This window comes from Paenochrobactrum pullorum (assembly GCF_041929845.1).
GTDB lineage: Bacteria > Pseudomonadota > Alphaproteobacteria > Rhizobiales > Rhizobiaceae > Paenochrobactrum > Paenochrobactrum pullorum.
In genome coordinates this window covers 58,484-75,521 of sequence record NZ_JBHEEH010000007.1, presented here as the reverse complement: position 1 = coordinate 75,521, position 17,038 = coordinate 58,484, and the positions used below count along the sequence as shown (strand labels likewise).

Below are 17,038 nucleotides of genomic sequence, written 5' to 3'. Positions count from 1 at the left end.
CAAGGACAAATCACTTGCAATATTATGAAATAAACGCGAATATATATGCATATAACGCATAGATATAAATGTTGTGAGCAAGCGGGTCGGTTATGAAATTTAAAGATCTTGAAGCCTATCGCGCTGTGATGACTACTGGTTCGACGCAGGCTGCATCCGAATTATTGGGAATTTCACAGTCGGCAATCAGCCGTCGCATCACTCAATTGGAAGAAGATTTGGAAATTGATCTTTTCGTGCGGGAAGGGGCGCGCCTTGTGCCTTCGCGGATCAATCACTTGCTTGAAAGTTACGTCTCCGACGTTATGGAGCGTATTCATATTTTAAACGAGGCTGCGCAAAAAATCCGTTCCGGCCGATATTCCAATGCCTTGTTGCGGGTTGCTGTGCCGCCGGGTATTTGCAGGCGTATTTTACCGGAAATTATTGCAGATTTTCTAAAAATCCACCCTGAAATACGTTTTGAGATATTACATGGTACTTATGATGTCATCCATCGGTTCATGGAGGAAAAAACCGCAGATATAGGTTTTATGCGCCTTCCCGCCATCGAACAAGGATTTGTGCGTTCGGAAACTATTTTGGGGCATTCGGTTTGTGTGATGGCCAAAAATCACAAACTGGCTAAACTCAAACTGATCCGGCCGGAAGATCTGCGCGATGAACCGTTGGTATTGCTAGGCTGGCGACGTGCACCACGTCATGATCTGGAATTGGCTTTTTCGGCGCATGGCGTCAAACCACATGTGCGCCTGGAGGCACATTCGGTGAGTTCTGCCTGCGGCTTTTCCGCACAAGGTATCGGCGTTTCAATTGTAAATTCGCTGCTGGTGCAAGAATGCCTTGACCTCGATATCGAGGTGCGTCGTTTCATACCAGATATTCCACATCATTTTGCGTTTATTTATCCTGAAAGACCGAGTATTTCCGAGATTGGTGCCGAGTTTGTGGAATTTACCACTGGGCGGTTACAGAAAATTGCAACTCGTTTTTAGTAACAAGTGGTTATAAATAAATACTTGCGGCTTGATTAAGAATGACAATACTGGTTTTGAGTGGTTTTCATATGAGAAGCCGGATGAAAATAAATAATGCAGGACGCATGAAGAACGGGTGACAAGCGCTTCTTATGATCAATATATTTATGCAAGCGCTCGCTGACATTAAGCGCGGACTATCTATGCGCAATGTCTGGGTTGCATTGGCCAAAGAAGATATCGGCGATTATTATCGCCGGACAACCTTAGGCCCTTTATGGATGCTTCTGAATTATCTTTTGCTGGCAGGAACCTTTATCGTTATTTTTGGTAGAGGTGGCAATATCGAACATCACACCGCTTATGTGGCTATTGGCCTTTTTGTTTGGCTATATTGTTCTGATGTTATCAGTAGAGCAATCACCCTTTTTCAGAGGGAAGAAAGTTTTATTACAGGTACGCCGCTGCCGATTTCGATTTATATTCTCCGTATGACCATGCAAATGCTGATCAGAGCACTTTATGCAGGCGCTGGTTGTCTGGCATTGCTGTTTTTTTCCGATATCGGTGTCGATGTCCGCATGCTCTGGTCATTATTAGGAATTTTTATCATCATATTGGTGACACCAGCCGTTATTACGGTTGTTGCTTTTGCCGGTTGTTGGTTCCCTGATTTGCAATTTGTGGTCGCTAATCTCATGCGACTGGGTTTGTTTCTGACACCAATTTTCTGGACTTATACCGGCGGCGACGGCATCCGTGATCTGGTATATTCTTATAATCCGTTTACTTGGTTCCTCGAAATTGTTCGTGGCCCTGTTCTCAATAGTGATTTTCCGTCTTTTGCCTTCGGTTTTTGTGTATCTGTCGGCATTATCTTTTGGCTGATTGCGCTTTATCTCATCGGCAGATATCGCAAAGAAATTGTGTTTATGCTCTGATGATATCAATTGACGTAAAAAATCTCGGGCTGAATTACCGGATGCAAAAGCGGTTGTCACTGGCACCTAAATCGCAGCAAACGCAGGCGGCAACAGGCGGAACTATCGTTAATCAAAACGGTAAAAACTATGTGCAGGCGCTCAAAAATGTCACTTTCAGTTTGAAGGCCGGAGACCGTTTGGGGCTGGTTGGCTCAAATGGTGCGGGTAAAACCACCCTTTTGAAGCTGCTTTACGGAATTTATGAACCGAGCGAAGGCGAAGTTGATATTAATGGACGGGTGGATGCTTTATTCAATATCCGTTTAGGCTTTCGTGCCGGTGCGTCCGGACGTCGTAATATTGAATTGCGCTGCCTGATCAATGGCTGGAATAATCAGCAGATCGCTGAGAAAATTGACGAAATCATCGAGTTTTCCGAGCTTGGTGATTTTATCGACATGCCGCTTAAATCTTACAGTCAGGGTATGTCTGCGCGCCTTGCTTTTGCTGCCGCCACCGCAATGGATCCGGAAATTTTATTGATGGACGAATGGATCGGCGCGGGGGACGCGTCTTTTCAGGAAAAAGCCAAAAAGCGTATGAATGCGATGGCAGAAAAAGCCGGTATTATCGTAATTGCCAGCCATAATCATAAGCTGATCAAAAACATGTGCAATGTGGTTTTGCATCTTGATAAAGGCGGGGTCAAAGCTTTTATGCCGACTGCCGAATGGAAAGGATAAAATGAAAAAGCTCCGGCCAATATGACCGGAGCTTTTTTTATCTTGCAAATATTATGGTTTAGCCAAGCGGATGATGAATGCAGATATTTTTGATCTGCTGATATGCGCCTAGTGCTTCCAAGCCTTTTTCACGACCAAAGCCTGAAAGTTTATAACCGCCAAAAGGAAATTCCACATCAAGACCGACGCCAAAGGAATTGACCCAGACCTGACCTGCGCGCAGATGCTGTCCAACTCCCAAAGCACGGTTGATATTAGTGGTGTGTACACCTGCCACCAAGCCAAAATCGGAATCATTAGCGATGCGGATGGCGTCTTCTTCCGTATCAAACGGTATGACCGTCAAAATAGGGCCAAAGATTTCTTCGCGCGCAATGCGCGTCATGTTGCTTGCACCTACAACTAAAGCAGGACGCACAAATGCACCATCGCTGAGTTCTGGCGCTTTGGGCAGATCAGCACCCCACAAAATCTCGCCGTCCTTGGCTGCCACATCATAATAGCTTTGAATGGAATCGCGATGTGATTGGTTAATCACCGGCCCCATATCCGGATCATCAACCGCACTGCCGATATTCATGGCGCAGATATGTGCGTGTAGTTTTTCGACCACACGGTCATGGGCTGAGCGTTCTACCAACAATCGAGTACCGGCATTGCAAACTTGTCCTGCATGGGTGAGGAAGCCGCCTGCAATTAAGGGAATGGTTTTTTCAAGATCGGCATCACCGAACACAATCTGCGGAGATTTACCGCCCAATTCCATATTGCATGGAATGGCGTGCGAAGCGGCAGCTTTCAACACACGTTCGCCCGTTGGCACCGAACCCGTGAAAGTGATCTGATCAATACCTTTGTGGCTTGCCAGCGCGTCACCAATCAGCGAACCACGGCCATTGATAAGGTTAACCTGACCATCCGGCAGACCGGCCTCCTGACAGATTTTGACAAATTCATAGGCCGATAAAGGTGTCTCGGTTGCAGGTTTGATAATGACCGAGCAACCAGCGGTGAGCGCGGGTGCAACACCACGGGCAATCAGCTGGAACGGATAGTTCCAAGGAATAATATGCAATGAAACGCCGATAGCATCTTTCACCGTCCAATCAGACCAGTCAGGGCCTAAGGGAATGGAAGAGCCGTGCTGTTTATCGGCAACGCCTGCATAATATTCAAAGAAACGTGCGGCACAATCAACTTCCCAATAAGCGTCGCGTAAAGGTTTGCCGCTGTCCTGGCTTTCCAATTTTGCAATTGCGTCACGGCGCTCGAGAATCAGCTCGCCGATTTTATGCAAAATACGGCCGCGTTCAAACGGGCGCATACGTGCCCAGGGCCCTTGATCAAAAGCATTGCGGGCAGCTTCCACAGCTGCATTCACTTCATTTTCACCGGCACGAACAAAACGGCCGATAAGTTTTCCGGTCGAAGGATCGCGGCTCTCCCCGATGCCATCGGAACCTTCATGAATTTCTTTGCCACCTATTAATAACGGAATATCGCGCAATTCAAACTCCTCCAGTTTGTTTTATGTGTATGATTGATACACGATAAACCAATATGTATACAAATTATAAAATATTGTCGACATTTAATCTGCACATGTGTATGTGTCATGTTAGACAACTCTGGGAGGTGGAGAATGGAACTGGGACTTCAGGGCAAGCGCGCTCTGATAACAGCAGCATCACGTGGTCTTGGCCGCGCTGCTGCTATTGCTTTGGCGCGTGAGGGGGCGTCATTGGCTGTTGCAGGGCGCAATCTGGCTGGTATGCAAGGTTTTGTTGAAGAACTGAAAGCAGCAGGTGCGGCAAAGGCTGTCGCGGTGGAAATTGATTTATCCAAACGTTCGACTTTACAAACCGGCGTTCAGGCCGCAGTCGCCGCACTTGGCGGCATTGATATTTTTGTCGCGAATACAGGCGGGCCTGAATCGGCACCTTTTTTAGGAGTAAGCCGTGAAGGCTGGGAAGAGGCGCTCAATGAAAGCCTGCTCCCGATGGTCGATCTTTGCCATGAAATTCTGCCTCATATGCAGAAGAGCCAGTTTGGGCGCATCATTTTTGTCACCACAGTGGGTGTGAAAATAGTTCAGCCGAATATGGTTTTGTCGGATTCGATCCGACTGGCGGTGGTTGGCATGGCCAAATCTTTGTCGATCGAATTTGCTCATGAAGGTATTACGGTCAACTGCCTTTGTCCGGGGCCTTTTGCAACCGACCGGATGGAGTATCTGGTGACGTCCAGCATGGAGCGCGATCAGCTCAGCCGTGGTGACGCCGAAAAACTATGGCTCGGTGAAGTGCCCGTCGGCAAATTTGGCGATCCGGAAGATTTTGGCGCGATGGTCGCCTTCCTGTCTTCAAAACGCGGCGGCTTTATCACCGGCACGGCCATTGCACTCGATGGCGGAAAATCACGCGCATATTAAGGGAGAGAGAATGATGCTTGATAAGCAAATACAGCTTGATGGCGGTGGGGCTATTGTCAAATGGTTACACGCAGCCGGTGTTAAGAATATTTTCTCCGTATCCGGGGGACCGATCAATCCGGTTTATCGGGCTTGCGCCAAAACCGGCGTTCAATTGGTACATGCGCGCCATGAAGCAGCTGCTTGCTATATGGCCGAGGCTAATACCCGTGTGAAGGGTGAAGTTGGTGTTGCAATGGTAACGCTTGGGCCTGGTGTGACCAATACTATAACACCTGCAATTGTTTCCAATCTGGCAGGTACACCGCTTTTAATTATCGGTGCACAATCAGCAACGACCAGCGCCGATAAAGGTGCAGGCATGACCTTTAATGTGCTGCCTGCCATGCAGGCGGTGACAAAATGGGCAGCACGCTGCACAGAAGCTAAACGCTTGCCCGAATATCTGGACATGGCTTGGCGCCATATTTGGGCAGGTCGCCCGGGGCCGGTGTTTTTAGAAGTGCCGACCGACATTTTGCATCAATTGATTGATGCGGATCCGGCAACCATTGCAACACAGACACCAGTTAAACCGGGGCGCCCGGGCAATTGCGCCGGTGATATTGCGGCTTTTGAAAAAATATTCAGTGCCGCAAAACGTCCGGTATTGATCCTTGGCGATGATGTGTTTTTCAATCCGAGCGAGCGTTTGCAAGAGGCAATTGAAAAACATCAACTGCCGTTCTTCACCATGCGTTTGGCGCGTGGTTCGGTGGATGAAAATCATGATCTGTGGGCCGGCCCTGCCTATACGCCTTGCAACAGCGCTATGCGTCAGGCACTGGCTGCCTCCGATTGTGTTATTCTTGTTGGCCATCATTTTGAATTCGACCTCGAATTTGGCTCAGGCGTTGGTAAAGATACGAAAATTATTCAGGTCGCAGGCGACCAGACCATTTTACACCGCAACCGCCGTGCGGATGTGGCCATTAATGCTTCCGCCTATCATTTTATTTATGCTTTGGCAGAAGCAGCGACTGGTGCCTTTGATGCAGGCTGGCGCGATGCGCTGATTGCCAAATGGAATGACGAGTTTAAAGCGCAAGCGGGTGAAGATAATGCGCAAGGATTGCATCCAATCAATGCGATTGATGCGGTGACTAAAGCCGCACCGGATAATACGATTTATACCACCTCACATGGCAATGTAGATTTCTGGGCGGATGCACGATTAAAAATCAAAGCGCCGGGGCGTTATTTGCGAGCGGGTCAATCGGGTACATTGGGAGCGGAAGTTCCTTATGGCGCTGGTGCCAGCTTTGCCGACCCGCAAGCGCCGTCTATTGTTTTTGTCGGCGATGGCGGTGTCGGTTTCCATGTGACAGAGCTTGATACGGCGGAGCGCTATGGCCGTGCTTTCATCATTGTGGTTCTGGATGATGAATCCTGGGCAGCCATCGCTTTGCCGCAGGAGATGTCATATGGTGAAACCTATGAAATGGCGTTGCCGAGACGTGATTGGGCAAAACTGGCTGAAGCTTTGGGTGGTCAAGGCTATCACGCCAAAACAGCCGACGAGATCGGCGAAGCAGTGAAACAAGCCGTTGCCAGCGGCAAGCCAGCAATCATTCAGGTGCCGGTACGCAGCGTCATTAGCCCTTATATGGAATATATTTCTTAATCTAAAGTCTGAGCTGTGCTGCGCTTTCTTTGAAAAAGCAGCACAGTTTGAACCTTGCCGATTGTGACATGACTGATAAACTGGAGGAATGAATGAAAATCTGGAAAGATGGCGATAAACACGGCATTACGCCGCCCAACCATTTTGGCGGTTTGAACGTATTGGATATTGTGCCTTTTGCGGGCTCCAATTTCTGCATACAGGTTTCTAAAGCGCCGAAAGGCGGTGGAGGAGAGCTGCATCACCATGACGACGTGTCGCAAGTCTTTTATATTGCGTCGGGTGCTTTAACCTTTGATACAGGTAAAGAGCGCTTTACTTTAACAAAAGGTCAGGCCGTTCTGTTCGAACCGTTTGATCCTCATTATACGATTAACGAGCAAGATGAAGAATGCGTCAGCATCGTCATCACAGTTAAACAATAACAATATTTTCGTTGGAACATGAACGCCGGTTCTGATTTCCTGATACGAAAACCGATAAAGCGCAGATGGCAAAAGAATGAATGTAACTTTGGATCAAACCTCTTCACCAGCCAATTTAGTCCAGATATTGGAAGATGATATTTTAAGCGGTCGTCTTTTGCCGGGCACAAGGCTTGATGAGCAGGCGTTGGCCAAAAGGTTCGAAGTTTCACGCACGCCCGTGCGTGAAGCACTGCGTCATCTGGCTTCCAGCGGGTTGGTGGAAATCAAACGTAATCAGGGTGCAACCGTGATGGAACTGACAACGCGCAGCGTTGTCGAAATGTTTCAGGTGCTTGCGGAAATGGAAGGATTGGCAGCTCGTTTATGTGCCCGCCGTATGACCAGAACAGATATTGAAGTTCTGCGCATGGAAAATGATATTTGCCGTGAAAAGGCTGGTGAGGATGACCAGACCGGCTTTATTTTGGCGAATAATGCATTTCATGATGTCATTTGGCGTTGTTCACAAAACCAGTTTCTCTATCAAGAAGCTTTTAAACTGGGCAAACGCCTTAATCCTTATCGTCGTTATGTAACTCATCCGCGGCGCATGCAGGAAAGCTGTGATGATCACAGCCGTTTGCTGCAAGCCATTGAAAATGGTGATGGCGAATTGGCTGACAGACTGATGCGCGAGCATGTGGAGCTGATTGCAGGTGGCGCGGCAGATGTTGTGGTAGCACTCGAAAGCAGTGTCCTAAGCCACACAGACTGATGCTGTCATTTGACCGTCATGATGCTTTTATAAAAAAGCAGAATTGACTTTATTTCGGGGCAAGAGTGGCTTTTTAATTAGTGCTGCTTTGTTCTGACGAAAAATATTTCCCGACTTTCAACCGGCCGGAATATTTCCGGTATAGATCTATTCGCATGGGAGTGAGCGCGATGACGGACGTTCGTCTGGTAGAGAATAAATCGGCACAAAAGGGTCAAAAACTTGATCATGCGCAATCGCTGATCGCTGGTATTGCCGGCGTTGAAGAGGTCAAATCATTTTTAAGTGCATTTCCGGATTATCAGCCAACACCATTGGTTGAGTTGAAAAATCTGGCACAAAAACTTGGCCTGAACACTATTTCATTTAAAGATGAGGGCGGCCGTTACGGTCTTTCAAGTTTTAAGGCACTTGGCGGTGCTTATGCGGTAGCGCGTGTAGTTCATGCTTATGTTGAAGAAAAACTGGGCCGTAAAATTGCGCCATCAGAACTCACCAGTGATGAGTGTAAAGCGGTTGCGAGCCAATTGACGATATGCTGTGCTACAGACGGCAACCACGGCCGCTCGGTTGCATCGGGCGCAGAAAAATACGGCTGTCGCTGCGTCATTTTCCTGCATGAAAATGTCACCCAAGGTCGTGAAGACGCTATTGCCCGTTTTGGTGCAGAAATTATCCGCACCAAAGGTAATTACGACGATTCCGTTGCCCAATCTTTTAAAATGGCGGAAGAAAACGGTTGGACGGTTATTTCCGACTTTTCGCGTGCCGGTTATACTGAAATTCCAGGGTTGGTGATGCAAGGCTATACGCTGATGCTTAACGAAATCTGGGATCAATCAGATGAAGATTACACCCATATTTTCATTCAGGCTGGTGTAGGTGGTTTGGCTGCGGTCGTTGCTGGCTTTTACCTCGATAAGATGGGGAATAAGCGACCAAAACTCATTGTCGTGGAACCACAACGCGCAAATTGTCTGCAGCGCAGTGCCGAGGCTGGTCATTCATTGGCAATGGAACCGGGTGAAGAAACCATCATGGCGATGCTTGAATGCTATGAACCATCACTGTCCGCATGGGAAGTGCTTGAAAAAGCAGCTGATTATTATCTGACTGTCAATGAAGACATAGCAGTGACAGCCTTGAAACAATTGGCACATCCGTTTGGCAGTGATCCATCCCTTAAAATTGGTGAATCAGGTGCCTCCGGTTTGGCCGGACTTTTAACGGCAACTGATGATTCGGCACTAATGGCAAAACTTGGTCTTAACAATGATTCCCGTGTGCTGTTGATTGGCACAGAAGGGGCGACTGACGAAGCACTTTATCAACGTTTGCTGGCAAGCTGACCGGCATAAAATTCCGGACGGCAGCTTTGCCGTCCGGAGTTGAATGATAAAAATTTATAACAAAATTTATACAGTCGTTCTCTGAATGGAACGAAGCGTACTTTACTCAGATATAATACAAAAACAGGTCAGCATTACTTACCCATTGAAAAAATTGAATAATCTTCCAGATGAATGTCATAACACAATGTCATTGGAATAAAAAATTCAACCGAAACGAACGAAAATTTCGTTTTGCATTTTTTCGTCTAACATATCCAAGCAACTATCTTATTGATATTCCGTCTTAATTAGTTCAGACAAAGTATCAAAATGAGAATTGAGAGTTACGCTTGCAGTAAATTCCACCAGATATAATACGGGAGATTTTATCTTGTCCATCAGGAAGATTCTTGTCGCTAATCGTTCCGAGATTGCTATCCGCGTATTTCGCGCGGCCAACGAACTGGGGCTTAAAACGGTAGCCATATGGGCTGAAGAAGATAAACTTTCCCTTCATCGCTTTAAAGCGGATGAGAGTTATCAGGTCGGTCGCGGACCCCATTTGGAGCGTGATCTGGGGCCGATTGAAAGCTATCTTTCCATTGATGAAATCATTCGTGTCGCCAAATTATCCGGCGCTGATGCCATTCATCCCGGCTATGGCCTGCTTTCCGAGAGCCCTGAATTTGTCGATGCCTGTGATAAAAACGGCATTATTTTTATCGGCCCTAAGGCTGAGACCATGCGCCGTCTGGGGAATAAGGTTTCCGCGCGTAATTTGGCTTTGGAAGTGGGTGTGCCGGTGGTGCCTGCTACCGATCCGCTTCCTGATGATATCGAGGAAGTGAAAAAGCTGGCAGCCCAAATCGGCTATCCGGTGATGCTGAAAGCCTCGTGGGGTGGCGGTGGCCGTGGTATGCGCGCTATCCGTTCTGAAAAAGATCTGGAACGCGAAGTGGTGGAAGCCAAGCGCGAAGCCAAGGCGGCTTTCGGTAAAGATGAAGTTTACTTGGAAAAACTGCTGGAACGGGCGCGCCATGTGGAAGTGCAGATTTTGGGTGATACCCATGGCAATGCGGTGCATCTTTTTGAGCGCGATTGTTCCATTCAGCGCCGCAACCAAAAAGTGGTCGAACGTGCACCAGCACCTTATTTGAGCGATGAAAAACGTCAGGAAGTGGCGTCTTATGCGCTGAAAATTGCCAAAGCGACTGATTATATCGGCGCTGGTACTGTCGAATTTTTGATGGATGTCGACAGCAATGAGTTTTATTTCATTGAGGTCAATCCGCGCATTCAGGTCGAACATACGGTGACGGAAGAAGTCACCGGTATTGATATTGTCAAAGCGCAAATTCATATTCTTGAAGGCTTTGCGATTGGCACGCCGGAGTCAGGTGTGCCTGCGCAAAAAGACATTCATTTGCACGGTCATGCGCTGCAATGCCGTATTACCACCGAAGATCCAGAGCAGAATTTCATTCCGGATTATGGGCGTATTCAAGCCTATCGTTCAGCTTCCGGTTTCGGCATTCGTCTGGATGGCGGTACCGCTTATTCAGGTGCATATATTACCCGTTATTATGACCCGCTTTTGGTGAAGGTGACAGCTTCCGGCTCCACACCGATTGAAGCGATACGTCGGATGGATAGAGCGTTGCGTGAATTTCGTATTCGCGGAGTTGCCACCAATCTGACGTTTGTGGAAGCGATTATCAATCATCCCAGCTTTCTGGCGAATGATTATACAACCCGTTTCATTGATACGACACCTGAGCTTTTCACCCATATGAAGCGTCAGGATCGTGCGACTAAATTGTTGACTTATATTGCTGATGTGACGGTGAACGGTCATCCGGAAACGCGTGGCCGCGCCCAGCCTGCCGCAACAGCCGCACCAAAAATTCCTTATACGCCGGACAAAAAGATTGTCGACGGCACCAAACAATTGCTGGATCAGTTGGGCGCAGAAAAATTTGCCCAATGGATGCGTGAGCAAAAACGGGTGCTGGTAACCGATACCACCATGCGTGATGGTCATCAGTCGTTGTTGGCAACGCGTCTTCGTACCTATGATATTGCACGCATTGCCGACACTTACGCACGGGCACTGCCTAATCTTTTCTCGCTTGAATGCTGGGGCGGCGCGACTTTTGATGTGTCGATGCGTTTCTTGACCGAAGATCCGTGGGAGCGTCTGGCAATGGTGCGTGAAAATGCACCTAATATTCTGCTGCAAATGTTGCTGCGCGGTGCCAATGGCGTTGGTTATAAGAGCTATCCGGATAATGTGGTCAAATATTTCGTGCGCGAAGCAGCGCGCGGCGGCGTTGACCTTTTCCGCGTTTTCGACAGCCTCAACTGGGTTGAAAATATGCGCGTTTCGATGGATGCAATTCGGGAAGAAGGCAAACTTTGCGAAGCCGCCATCTGCTATACCGGCGATATTTTAAACAGTGCCCGCCCGCAATATGATCTGAAATATTATGTTGATCTGGCGCGTGAGGTGGAAAAAGCCGGTGCCAATATTATTGCAATCAAGGATATGGCTGGCCTGTTGAAGCCGGCAGCTGCCAAACAATTGTTTAAAGCGCTGCGTGAAGCGACCGATCTGCCGTTACATTTCCACACCCACGATACATCCGGCATTTCTGCTGCCACCGTTTTGGCGGCAGTGGATGCTGGTGTTGATGCGGTGGATGCGGCGATGGATGCCCTTTCCGGCAATACATCGCAGCCGTGTTTGGGTTCCATTGTCGAAGCATTGCATGGCGATGAACGCGATACTGGTCTTGATGCCGACGCCATCCGCAAAATCTCTTTTTATTGGGAAGGGGTACGCAATCAATATTCAGCCTTTGAAAGTGATCTGAAAGGTCCCGCATCGGAAGTTTACCTGCATGAGATGCCGGGCGGTCAGTTCACCAATTTGAAAGAACAGGCGCGCTCATTAGGGCTTGAAAGCCGCTGGCATGAAGTGGCGCAAACTTATGCAGATGTGAACCAGATGTTTGGTGATATTGTTAAAGTCACACCATCCTCCAAAGTGGTGGGCGATATGGCTTTGATGATGGTAAGTCAAGATTTGACGGTTAAGGATGTTGAAAATCCGGACAAGGATATTTCTTTCCCTGATTCCGTTGTGTCGATGATGCGCGGTGATTTGGGGCAACCGCCTGCTGGTTGGCCTGAAGCGCTTCAGAAGAAAATTCTGAAGGGCGAAAAGCCATTCACAGTGCGCCCGGGTTCATTATTGGCGCCAGCCGATCTGGAAGCCGAGCGGGCAAGTGTTGAAACGGTAGTTGGGCGCACAATTTCCGATCAGGAATTTGCTTCATCGCTGATGTATCCGAAAGTGTTTGCCGATTATGCGGCAGCACAGGAAAATTATGGCCCAACCAGCGTTTTACCGACACCGGTTTATTTCTATGGTCTGGCATCCGAGCAGGAAGTGTTTGTTGATCTGGAAAAGGGCAAAACCCTTGTCGTCGTCAATCAGGCAATGAGTGAAACAGATGAAAAGGGCATGGTCACTGTGTTCTTTGAACTTAATGGTCAACCGCGCCGTGTTAAAGTGCCAAACCGTGCCAAGGGTGCAGCGGGTGGTGTGAAGCGTAAAGCGGACATGGCAAATGACAAACATATCGGCGCACCGATGCCGGGTGTGATTTCGACCGTGGCTGTCTCAAGCGGTCAAGCGGTTAAAGCAGGCGATGTGTTATTGTCATTGGAAGCGATGAAAATGGAAACCGCGATTCATGCCGAACGTGATGGCAAATTGGCTGAAGTGCTGGTACGCGCTGGTGAGCAGGTGGATGCAAAAGACCTGCTGATTACTTACGAATAAGTTTTTCTGGAGTTGTAATCATAAAAAACCCCGACAGAAATGTCGGGGTTTTTCGTTTAATTTAACGCATATTTGCTGTTAATTCCCAGATGTCGCTGGCATTGAGAGGTGTAAATGGCACATAAACATTAAGCGCATTGGCCACTGCATTGGCAATTGCAGCAGGGGGGCCAATAGCTCCGCCTTCACCCAAACCTTTGGCACCCAGCGGTGTTAACGGCGTTGGCGTTTCAATGTGATGCACTTCGATATTTGGAATTTCCGGTGCAATCGGCATCAGATAGTCAGCAAAGCTGGTGGTTAAGGGCTGCCCTTCTTCGTCATAGACAAAATGCTCGAACATTGCTGAACCGATGCCTTGCACCACGCCGCCACGCACCTGTCCGTCCACCACCAATGGGTTGAGAATGGTGCCGCAATCTTCCACCACAACAAAGCGCTTCAGTTTCATTTTTCCGGTTGGTACGTCAATTTCAACCACGGCCGCATGGGTGGCATTGGCATAGGTTCCGTCCGTTGGCCCATCAAGTGCATATTCGGCATCCAAGCCTGGCAAGATACCTTCCGGCAATTGGTCGACATTGCGTATTGCTGCACGCGCGATGGTTTTGAGCGCCACATTGCGCCCCGGATCACTGCGTAAAAAGGCCAAATTATCCCGTAGCTCAATGTCATCACTGCTTGCTTGCAGAAAATGAGCCGCAATGGCCTTAAGTTTATTGGCAATTTGTAAGGAGGCCATATGGACGGCACCGCCGCCCAAAGGCCCGCCGCGACTGCCCCATGTGCCGACCGAGTAGGGTGAACCCATTGTGTCTCCATGTTTGACAAAAACATCTTCCGGCCGCACGCCCAAGGCGTCGGCTGCGACCTGCGCCATGGTGGTTTCCAACCCTTGGCCATGACTTTGCAGCCCTAAATTGATGGTCACTGTGCCATCCGGTGCCATTTGTACATGCGCTGCAATATAACCGGTTTCAATGGGTGTACGACGACGGGCAAAATCGGGTGTTCCATGCGCGGTTTGCTCTAAAAATGTGGCAATACCGACGCCAATACGGGTGGTTTTGGAGCTTTTTGATGCTTCAGCCGCTGCAATATCGTCTTTCAACAATTCCCTGATTTGCAGGATGGATTGCTCATAAGACCCCGGATCATAGGTAAAGCCGAGCACGTTTTTATATGGAAATTCGCGGATGATATTTTTCAGGCGAAATTCAAACGGATCCATGCCAATTTCTTTGGCAATATCATCCATCAAGCGCTCTTGTGAGAACACGGCAGACGGGCGCGCCACACCGCGATAGGTGCCGAGCGGACATTTATTGCTGGCGAGCGCACGGAATGTGGCCTCATAAGCTTGAAAATCATAAGGCCCCGGCATGACTTTTGCAGCCATTCCCGGATCACCGGCAGCGGTAAACGGAAATGTCGAATAGGCACCGACATCGACACTGATATCAGCCTTCAAACCTAATAAGCGACCATCTTCAGAGACATAAGCTTCCAATGTATGATCATGATCGCGGGCATGAATACTGGAAATCAGATGTTCGCGGCGATCTTCGATCCATTTGACCGGACGGCCAACCTGCATTGCAATCCAAGCGATCAGTACCTCATCGGGGAAGACTTGCCCTTTGACACCAAACCCACCACCGACATCGGGCGCAACAACGCGGATGCGCGATTCCGGCAAGCCCAATTCTTCTGAAATATAAGTGCGCACCAGATGTGGCATTTGAGTGGACGACCAGACGGTTAAAAACCGCGTTGCCGGATCCATATAAGCGACAACACCGCGGCCTTCCATTGGTACGCCGGCTTGTCTTTTATTGATATAACGACGCTTGATGGTATAATGGGCAGCAGCTTTTGCCGCCTCCAGATCGCCACCTTTCATTTGCCGTTCGACAAAGGTGTTTTTTGTCCAATTATCAAAAATTGGCGGAATATTCGGGTCAAGCGCATCCTTCATGGAAGCGACAACGGCCAGCGGTTCATAATCGATGAAAAGTTGCTCTGCCGCATCCTCTGCATGATAAGGGTCCTCAGCCAGTACAGCTGCCACCGGTTCACCGACATAGCGTACTTTATCAAGAGCCAGCAAAGGCTGCTCTGAATATTGCATTTCAGGATAATCCTGATGGGCTTTCATCGACAAATGGCGGGTGTCTTCACCGGTAAAAACCCAGGTTTTAAAACCGATGTCTTCCAGCGCAAATTGATCGATTTCCACAATTTTGGCATGGGCGGATTGCGCACGTGCAAAACGCAAATGCAGCATATCCGGCATTTTGATATCGTCAATATAACGTGCCGTGCCCGACAAAAGCCTTGTATCTTCAAAACGTTGAATGCGTGCGCCGATATGGCGGGGGCTTTCAGGTCTCATATTCAAGCCCTTTCCGTCAATTGAGATGAAATCGCTTTTTTAACCGCGGCCACAATACCGTGATAACCGGTGCAGCGACAGATATTGCCGCTCATAGCTTCACGAATATCAGCTTCTTCCGGCATTTCACCCAGTTCAATTTGTTGGCTGACATAAGGCGCGAGTGTCATCAGAAAACCAGGAGTGCAATAGCCGCATTGCAGGCCATGCTCGCTTTTGAATGCCTGTTGCAAAATATGGGTGGCATCAATGCCGCCCAAACTTTCAACGGTTTTGATGTCGCGTCCGTCGCATTGCACCGCGAATGTCAGGCAGGAAAGACGTGGGATCCCATCGAGATGCACCGTGCAGCAACCACATGCGCCATGCGCACATCCGATATGGACACCGGAAAGATTGAATTCATGGCGCAAAACATCTGCCAGCAAATGTCTGGGTTCGACTGAAACCGTGCGGGTATTACCGTTAACCGTCAAAGTTACATTCATTTTTGATTGTTCGCTCATGCTGCTTCCAATGCTTTGTTGCAAGCGCGCTGCAATGTGCGCTTTGTCAATTCACCGATCAGGTTTTTGCGATAGGCAGTAGTAGCGGTAAAATCGCCAGCCGGATTAAACTGGCCGGAAAACTCGGCAGCCAGTGTGTCAAAATTGACTTGATCCAAGCGTTTTCCGACTAATTGCGCTTCAATCGCAGGGCCTCGCGTTGCAACCATTTCGGCACCGCCACAGACAATTGCCGCAGTTGCGATAGTGCCGGCCTTATGGGTAAGTGCGACACCGATAGAAGCAATGGCAAAATCGCCTAAGCGCTCGCCAAGTTCGCTAAAAGCACCGGATGGTTGCTCTTTTGGCAATGGAAACTCCACTGCAATAACCATTTCACCCGGTTCCACGGCAGTGACATAGGCACCATGAAAGAAATCTTGTGCTTTAACGCGGCGTTCGCCTTGCAGCGAGCCTAAAATAATTTCCGCATCATAAAGAACGCACATGGCAGGTAATTCTGCGGTCGGATCAGCATGGGAAATACTACCGCCAAGCGAGCCATGTAAGCGGATCGTGGGATGAGCGATCCAGTGAACGGCTTCCTGAAATGCTGGAAAGTAGGCTTCAATATGCGGATTGGTTGCATATTCATGATGGCGCACCAGTGCACCGATGCGTAAAAAATTTGGCAGTAATTCAAACTGGTTAAGCGGTAGCCGGTTGATATCAACCAGATGATTTGGCCTTGCTAAACGCAAATTCATCATTGGTACCAGACTTTGCCCACCTGATAAGGGGCGGCCATCTTCACCAAACTCGGCCAATAATTGATAGGCGTGCTGAAGGTCATCAGCGCGATGATAGCTAAAACCCGAAGGGCGCATGTCACTCCTCCCAAAGTGATGGAACCTGTGAAACAGGAAACCCGCTTATATCGTCATATTTATTTGTAAGCTACGCAAAGATTGTATGCAATACAAAAAACTTTGTAGACAAGTTGGATGTAAACGCATTACGATACATTTGCGCTCAAAGGAGGATTTGAGTGTAAGCCGCAT

The 17,038-nt window shown here is 48.6% G+C and carries 13 protein-coding genes; 9 read left to right on the top strand and 4 right to left on the bottom strand.

Features of this window, described 5'->3' with window-relative positions:
- The first annotated feature begins 92 nt into the window (after positions 1–92).
- From JNC77_RS11495 to JNC77_RS11485, 3 genes are all read left to right on the top strand, one after another.
- Entirely contained in the window at positions 93–995 is a 903-nt protein-coding gene (locus tag JNC77_RS11495; protein WP_374832599.1) for a LysR family transcriptional regulator, read from the top strand.
- 134 nt (positions 996–1,129) lie between these two features.
- Positions 1,130–1,918: an ABC transporter permease gene (locus JNC77_RS11490; RefSeq protein WP_374832597.1), complete on the top strand. Its 789-nt coding sequence runs from the start codon at positions 1,130–1,132 to the stop codon at positions 1,916–1,918.
- A gap of 41 nt (positions 1,919–1,959) precedes the next feature.
- Entirely contained in the window at positions 1,960–2,643 is a 684-nt protein-coding gene (locus JNC77_RS11485; RefSeq protein WP_374832595.1) for an ABC transporter ATP-binding protein, read from the top strand.
- A 58-nt stretch (positions 2,644–2,701) separates the two neighbouring features.
- Here JNC77_RS11485 and JNC77_RS11480 read toward each other — a convergent pair whose 3' ends face one another.
- Positions 2,702–4,150, bottom strand: coding sequence for an aldehyde dehydrogenase family protein (locus JNC77_RS11480; protein ID WP_374832593.1), 1,449 nt, complete (start codon positions 4,148–4,150; stop codon positions 2,702–2,704).
- Between the two features lie 135 nt (positions 4,151–4,285).
- Here JNC77_RS11480 and JNC77_RS11475 point away from each other — a divergent pair, with 135 nt between their 5' ends.
- The 6 genes from JNC77_RS11475 to pyc all read left to right on the top strand — a co-directional run bounded on the left by JNC77_RS11475 (position 4,286) and on the right by pyc (position 13,097).
- Positions 4,286–5,074: an SDR family oxidoreductase gene (locus tag JNC77_RS11475; protein ID WP_374832591.1), complete on the top strand. Its 789-nt coding sequence runs from the start codon at positions 4,286–4,288 to the stop codon at positions 5,072–5,074.
- A gap of 10 nt (positions 5,075–5,084) precedes the next feature.
- Entirely contained in the window at positions 5,085–6,737 is a 1,653-nt protein-coding gene (locus JNC77_RS11470) for a thiamine pyrophosphate-binding protein (protein ID WP_374832589.1), read from the top strand.
- Between the two features lie 92 nt (positions 6,738–6,829).
- Entirely contained in the window at positions 6,830–7,162 is a 333-nt protein-coding gene (locus JNC77_RS11465; protein WP_374832587.1) for a cupin domain-containing protein, read from the top strand.
- 76 nt (positions 7,163–7,238) lie between these two features.
- On the top strand, positions 7,239–7,919 hold the full coding sequence (locus JNC77_RS11460) for a GntR family transcriptional regulator (RefSeq protein WP_374832585.1): 681 nt from the start codon (positions 7,239–7,241) through the stop codon (positions 7,917–7,919).
- Between the two features lie 170 nt (positions 7,920–8,089).
- Entirely contained in the window at positions 8,090–9,268 is a 1,179-nt protein-coding gene (locus tag JNC77_RS11455; RefSeq protein ID WP_374832583.1) for a diaminopropionate ammonia-lyase, read from the top strand.
- A 373-nt stretch (positions 9,269–9,641) separates the two neighbouring features.
- The gene (gene pyc / locus JNC77_RS11450) at positions 9,642–13,097 is read left to right on the top strand and encodes a pyruvate carboxylase (RefSeq protein WP_374832581.1); all 3,456 of its coding nucleotides are present in this window, start codon (positions 9,642–9,644) and stop codon (positions 13,095–13,097) included.
- A gap of 61 nt (positions 13,098–13,158) precedes the next feature.
- Here pyc and JNC77_RS11445 read toward each other — a convergent pair whose 3' ends face one another.
- The 3 genes from JNC77_RS11445 to JNC77_RS11435 are packed head-to-tail and all read right to left on the bottom strand — an operon-like array spanning position 13,159 to position 16,864.
- Positions 13,159–15,492, bottom strand: coding sequence for a xanthine dehydrogenase family protein molybdopterin-binding subunit (locus JNC77_RS11445; protein ID WP_374832579.1), 2,334 nt, complete (start codon positions 15,490–15,492; stop codon positions 13,159–13,161).
- 2 nt (positions 15,493–15,494) lie between these two features.
- Positions 15,495–15,998: a (2Fe-2S)-binding protein gene (locus tag JNC77_RS11440; protein ID WP_374832577.1), complete on the bottom strand. Its 504-nt coding sequence runs from the start codon at positions 15,996–15,998 to the stop codon at positions 15,495–15,497.
- On the bottom strand, positions 15,995–16,864 hold the full coding sequence (locus JNC77_RS11435) for an FAD binding domain-containing protein (protein WP_374832575.1): 870 nt from the start codon (positions 16,862–16,864) through the stop codon (positions 15,995–15,997). Before JNC77_RS11435 ends, JNC77_RS11440 begins: the two co-directional genes overlap by 4 nt.
- Positions 16,865–17,038: the final 174 nt, after the last annotated feature.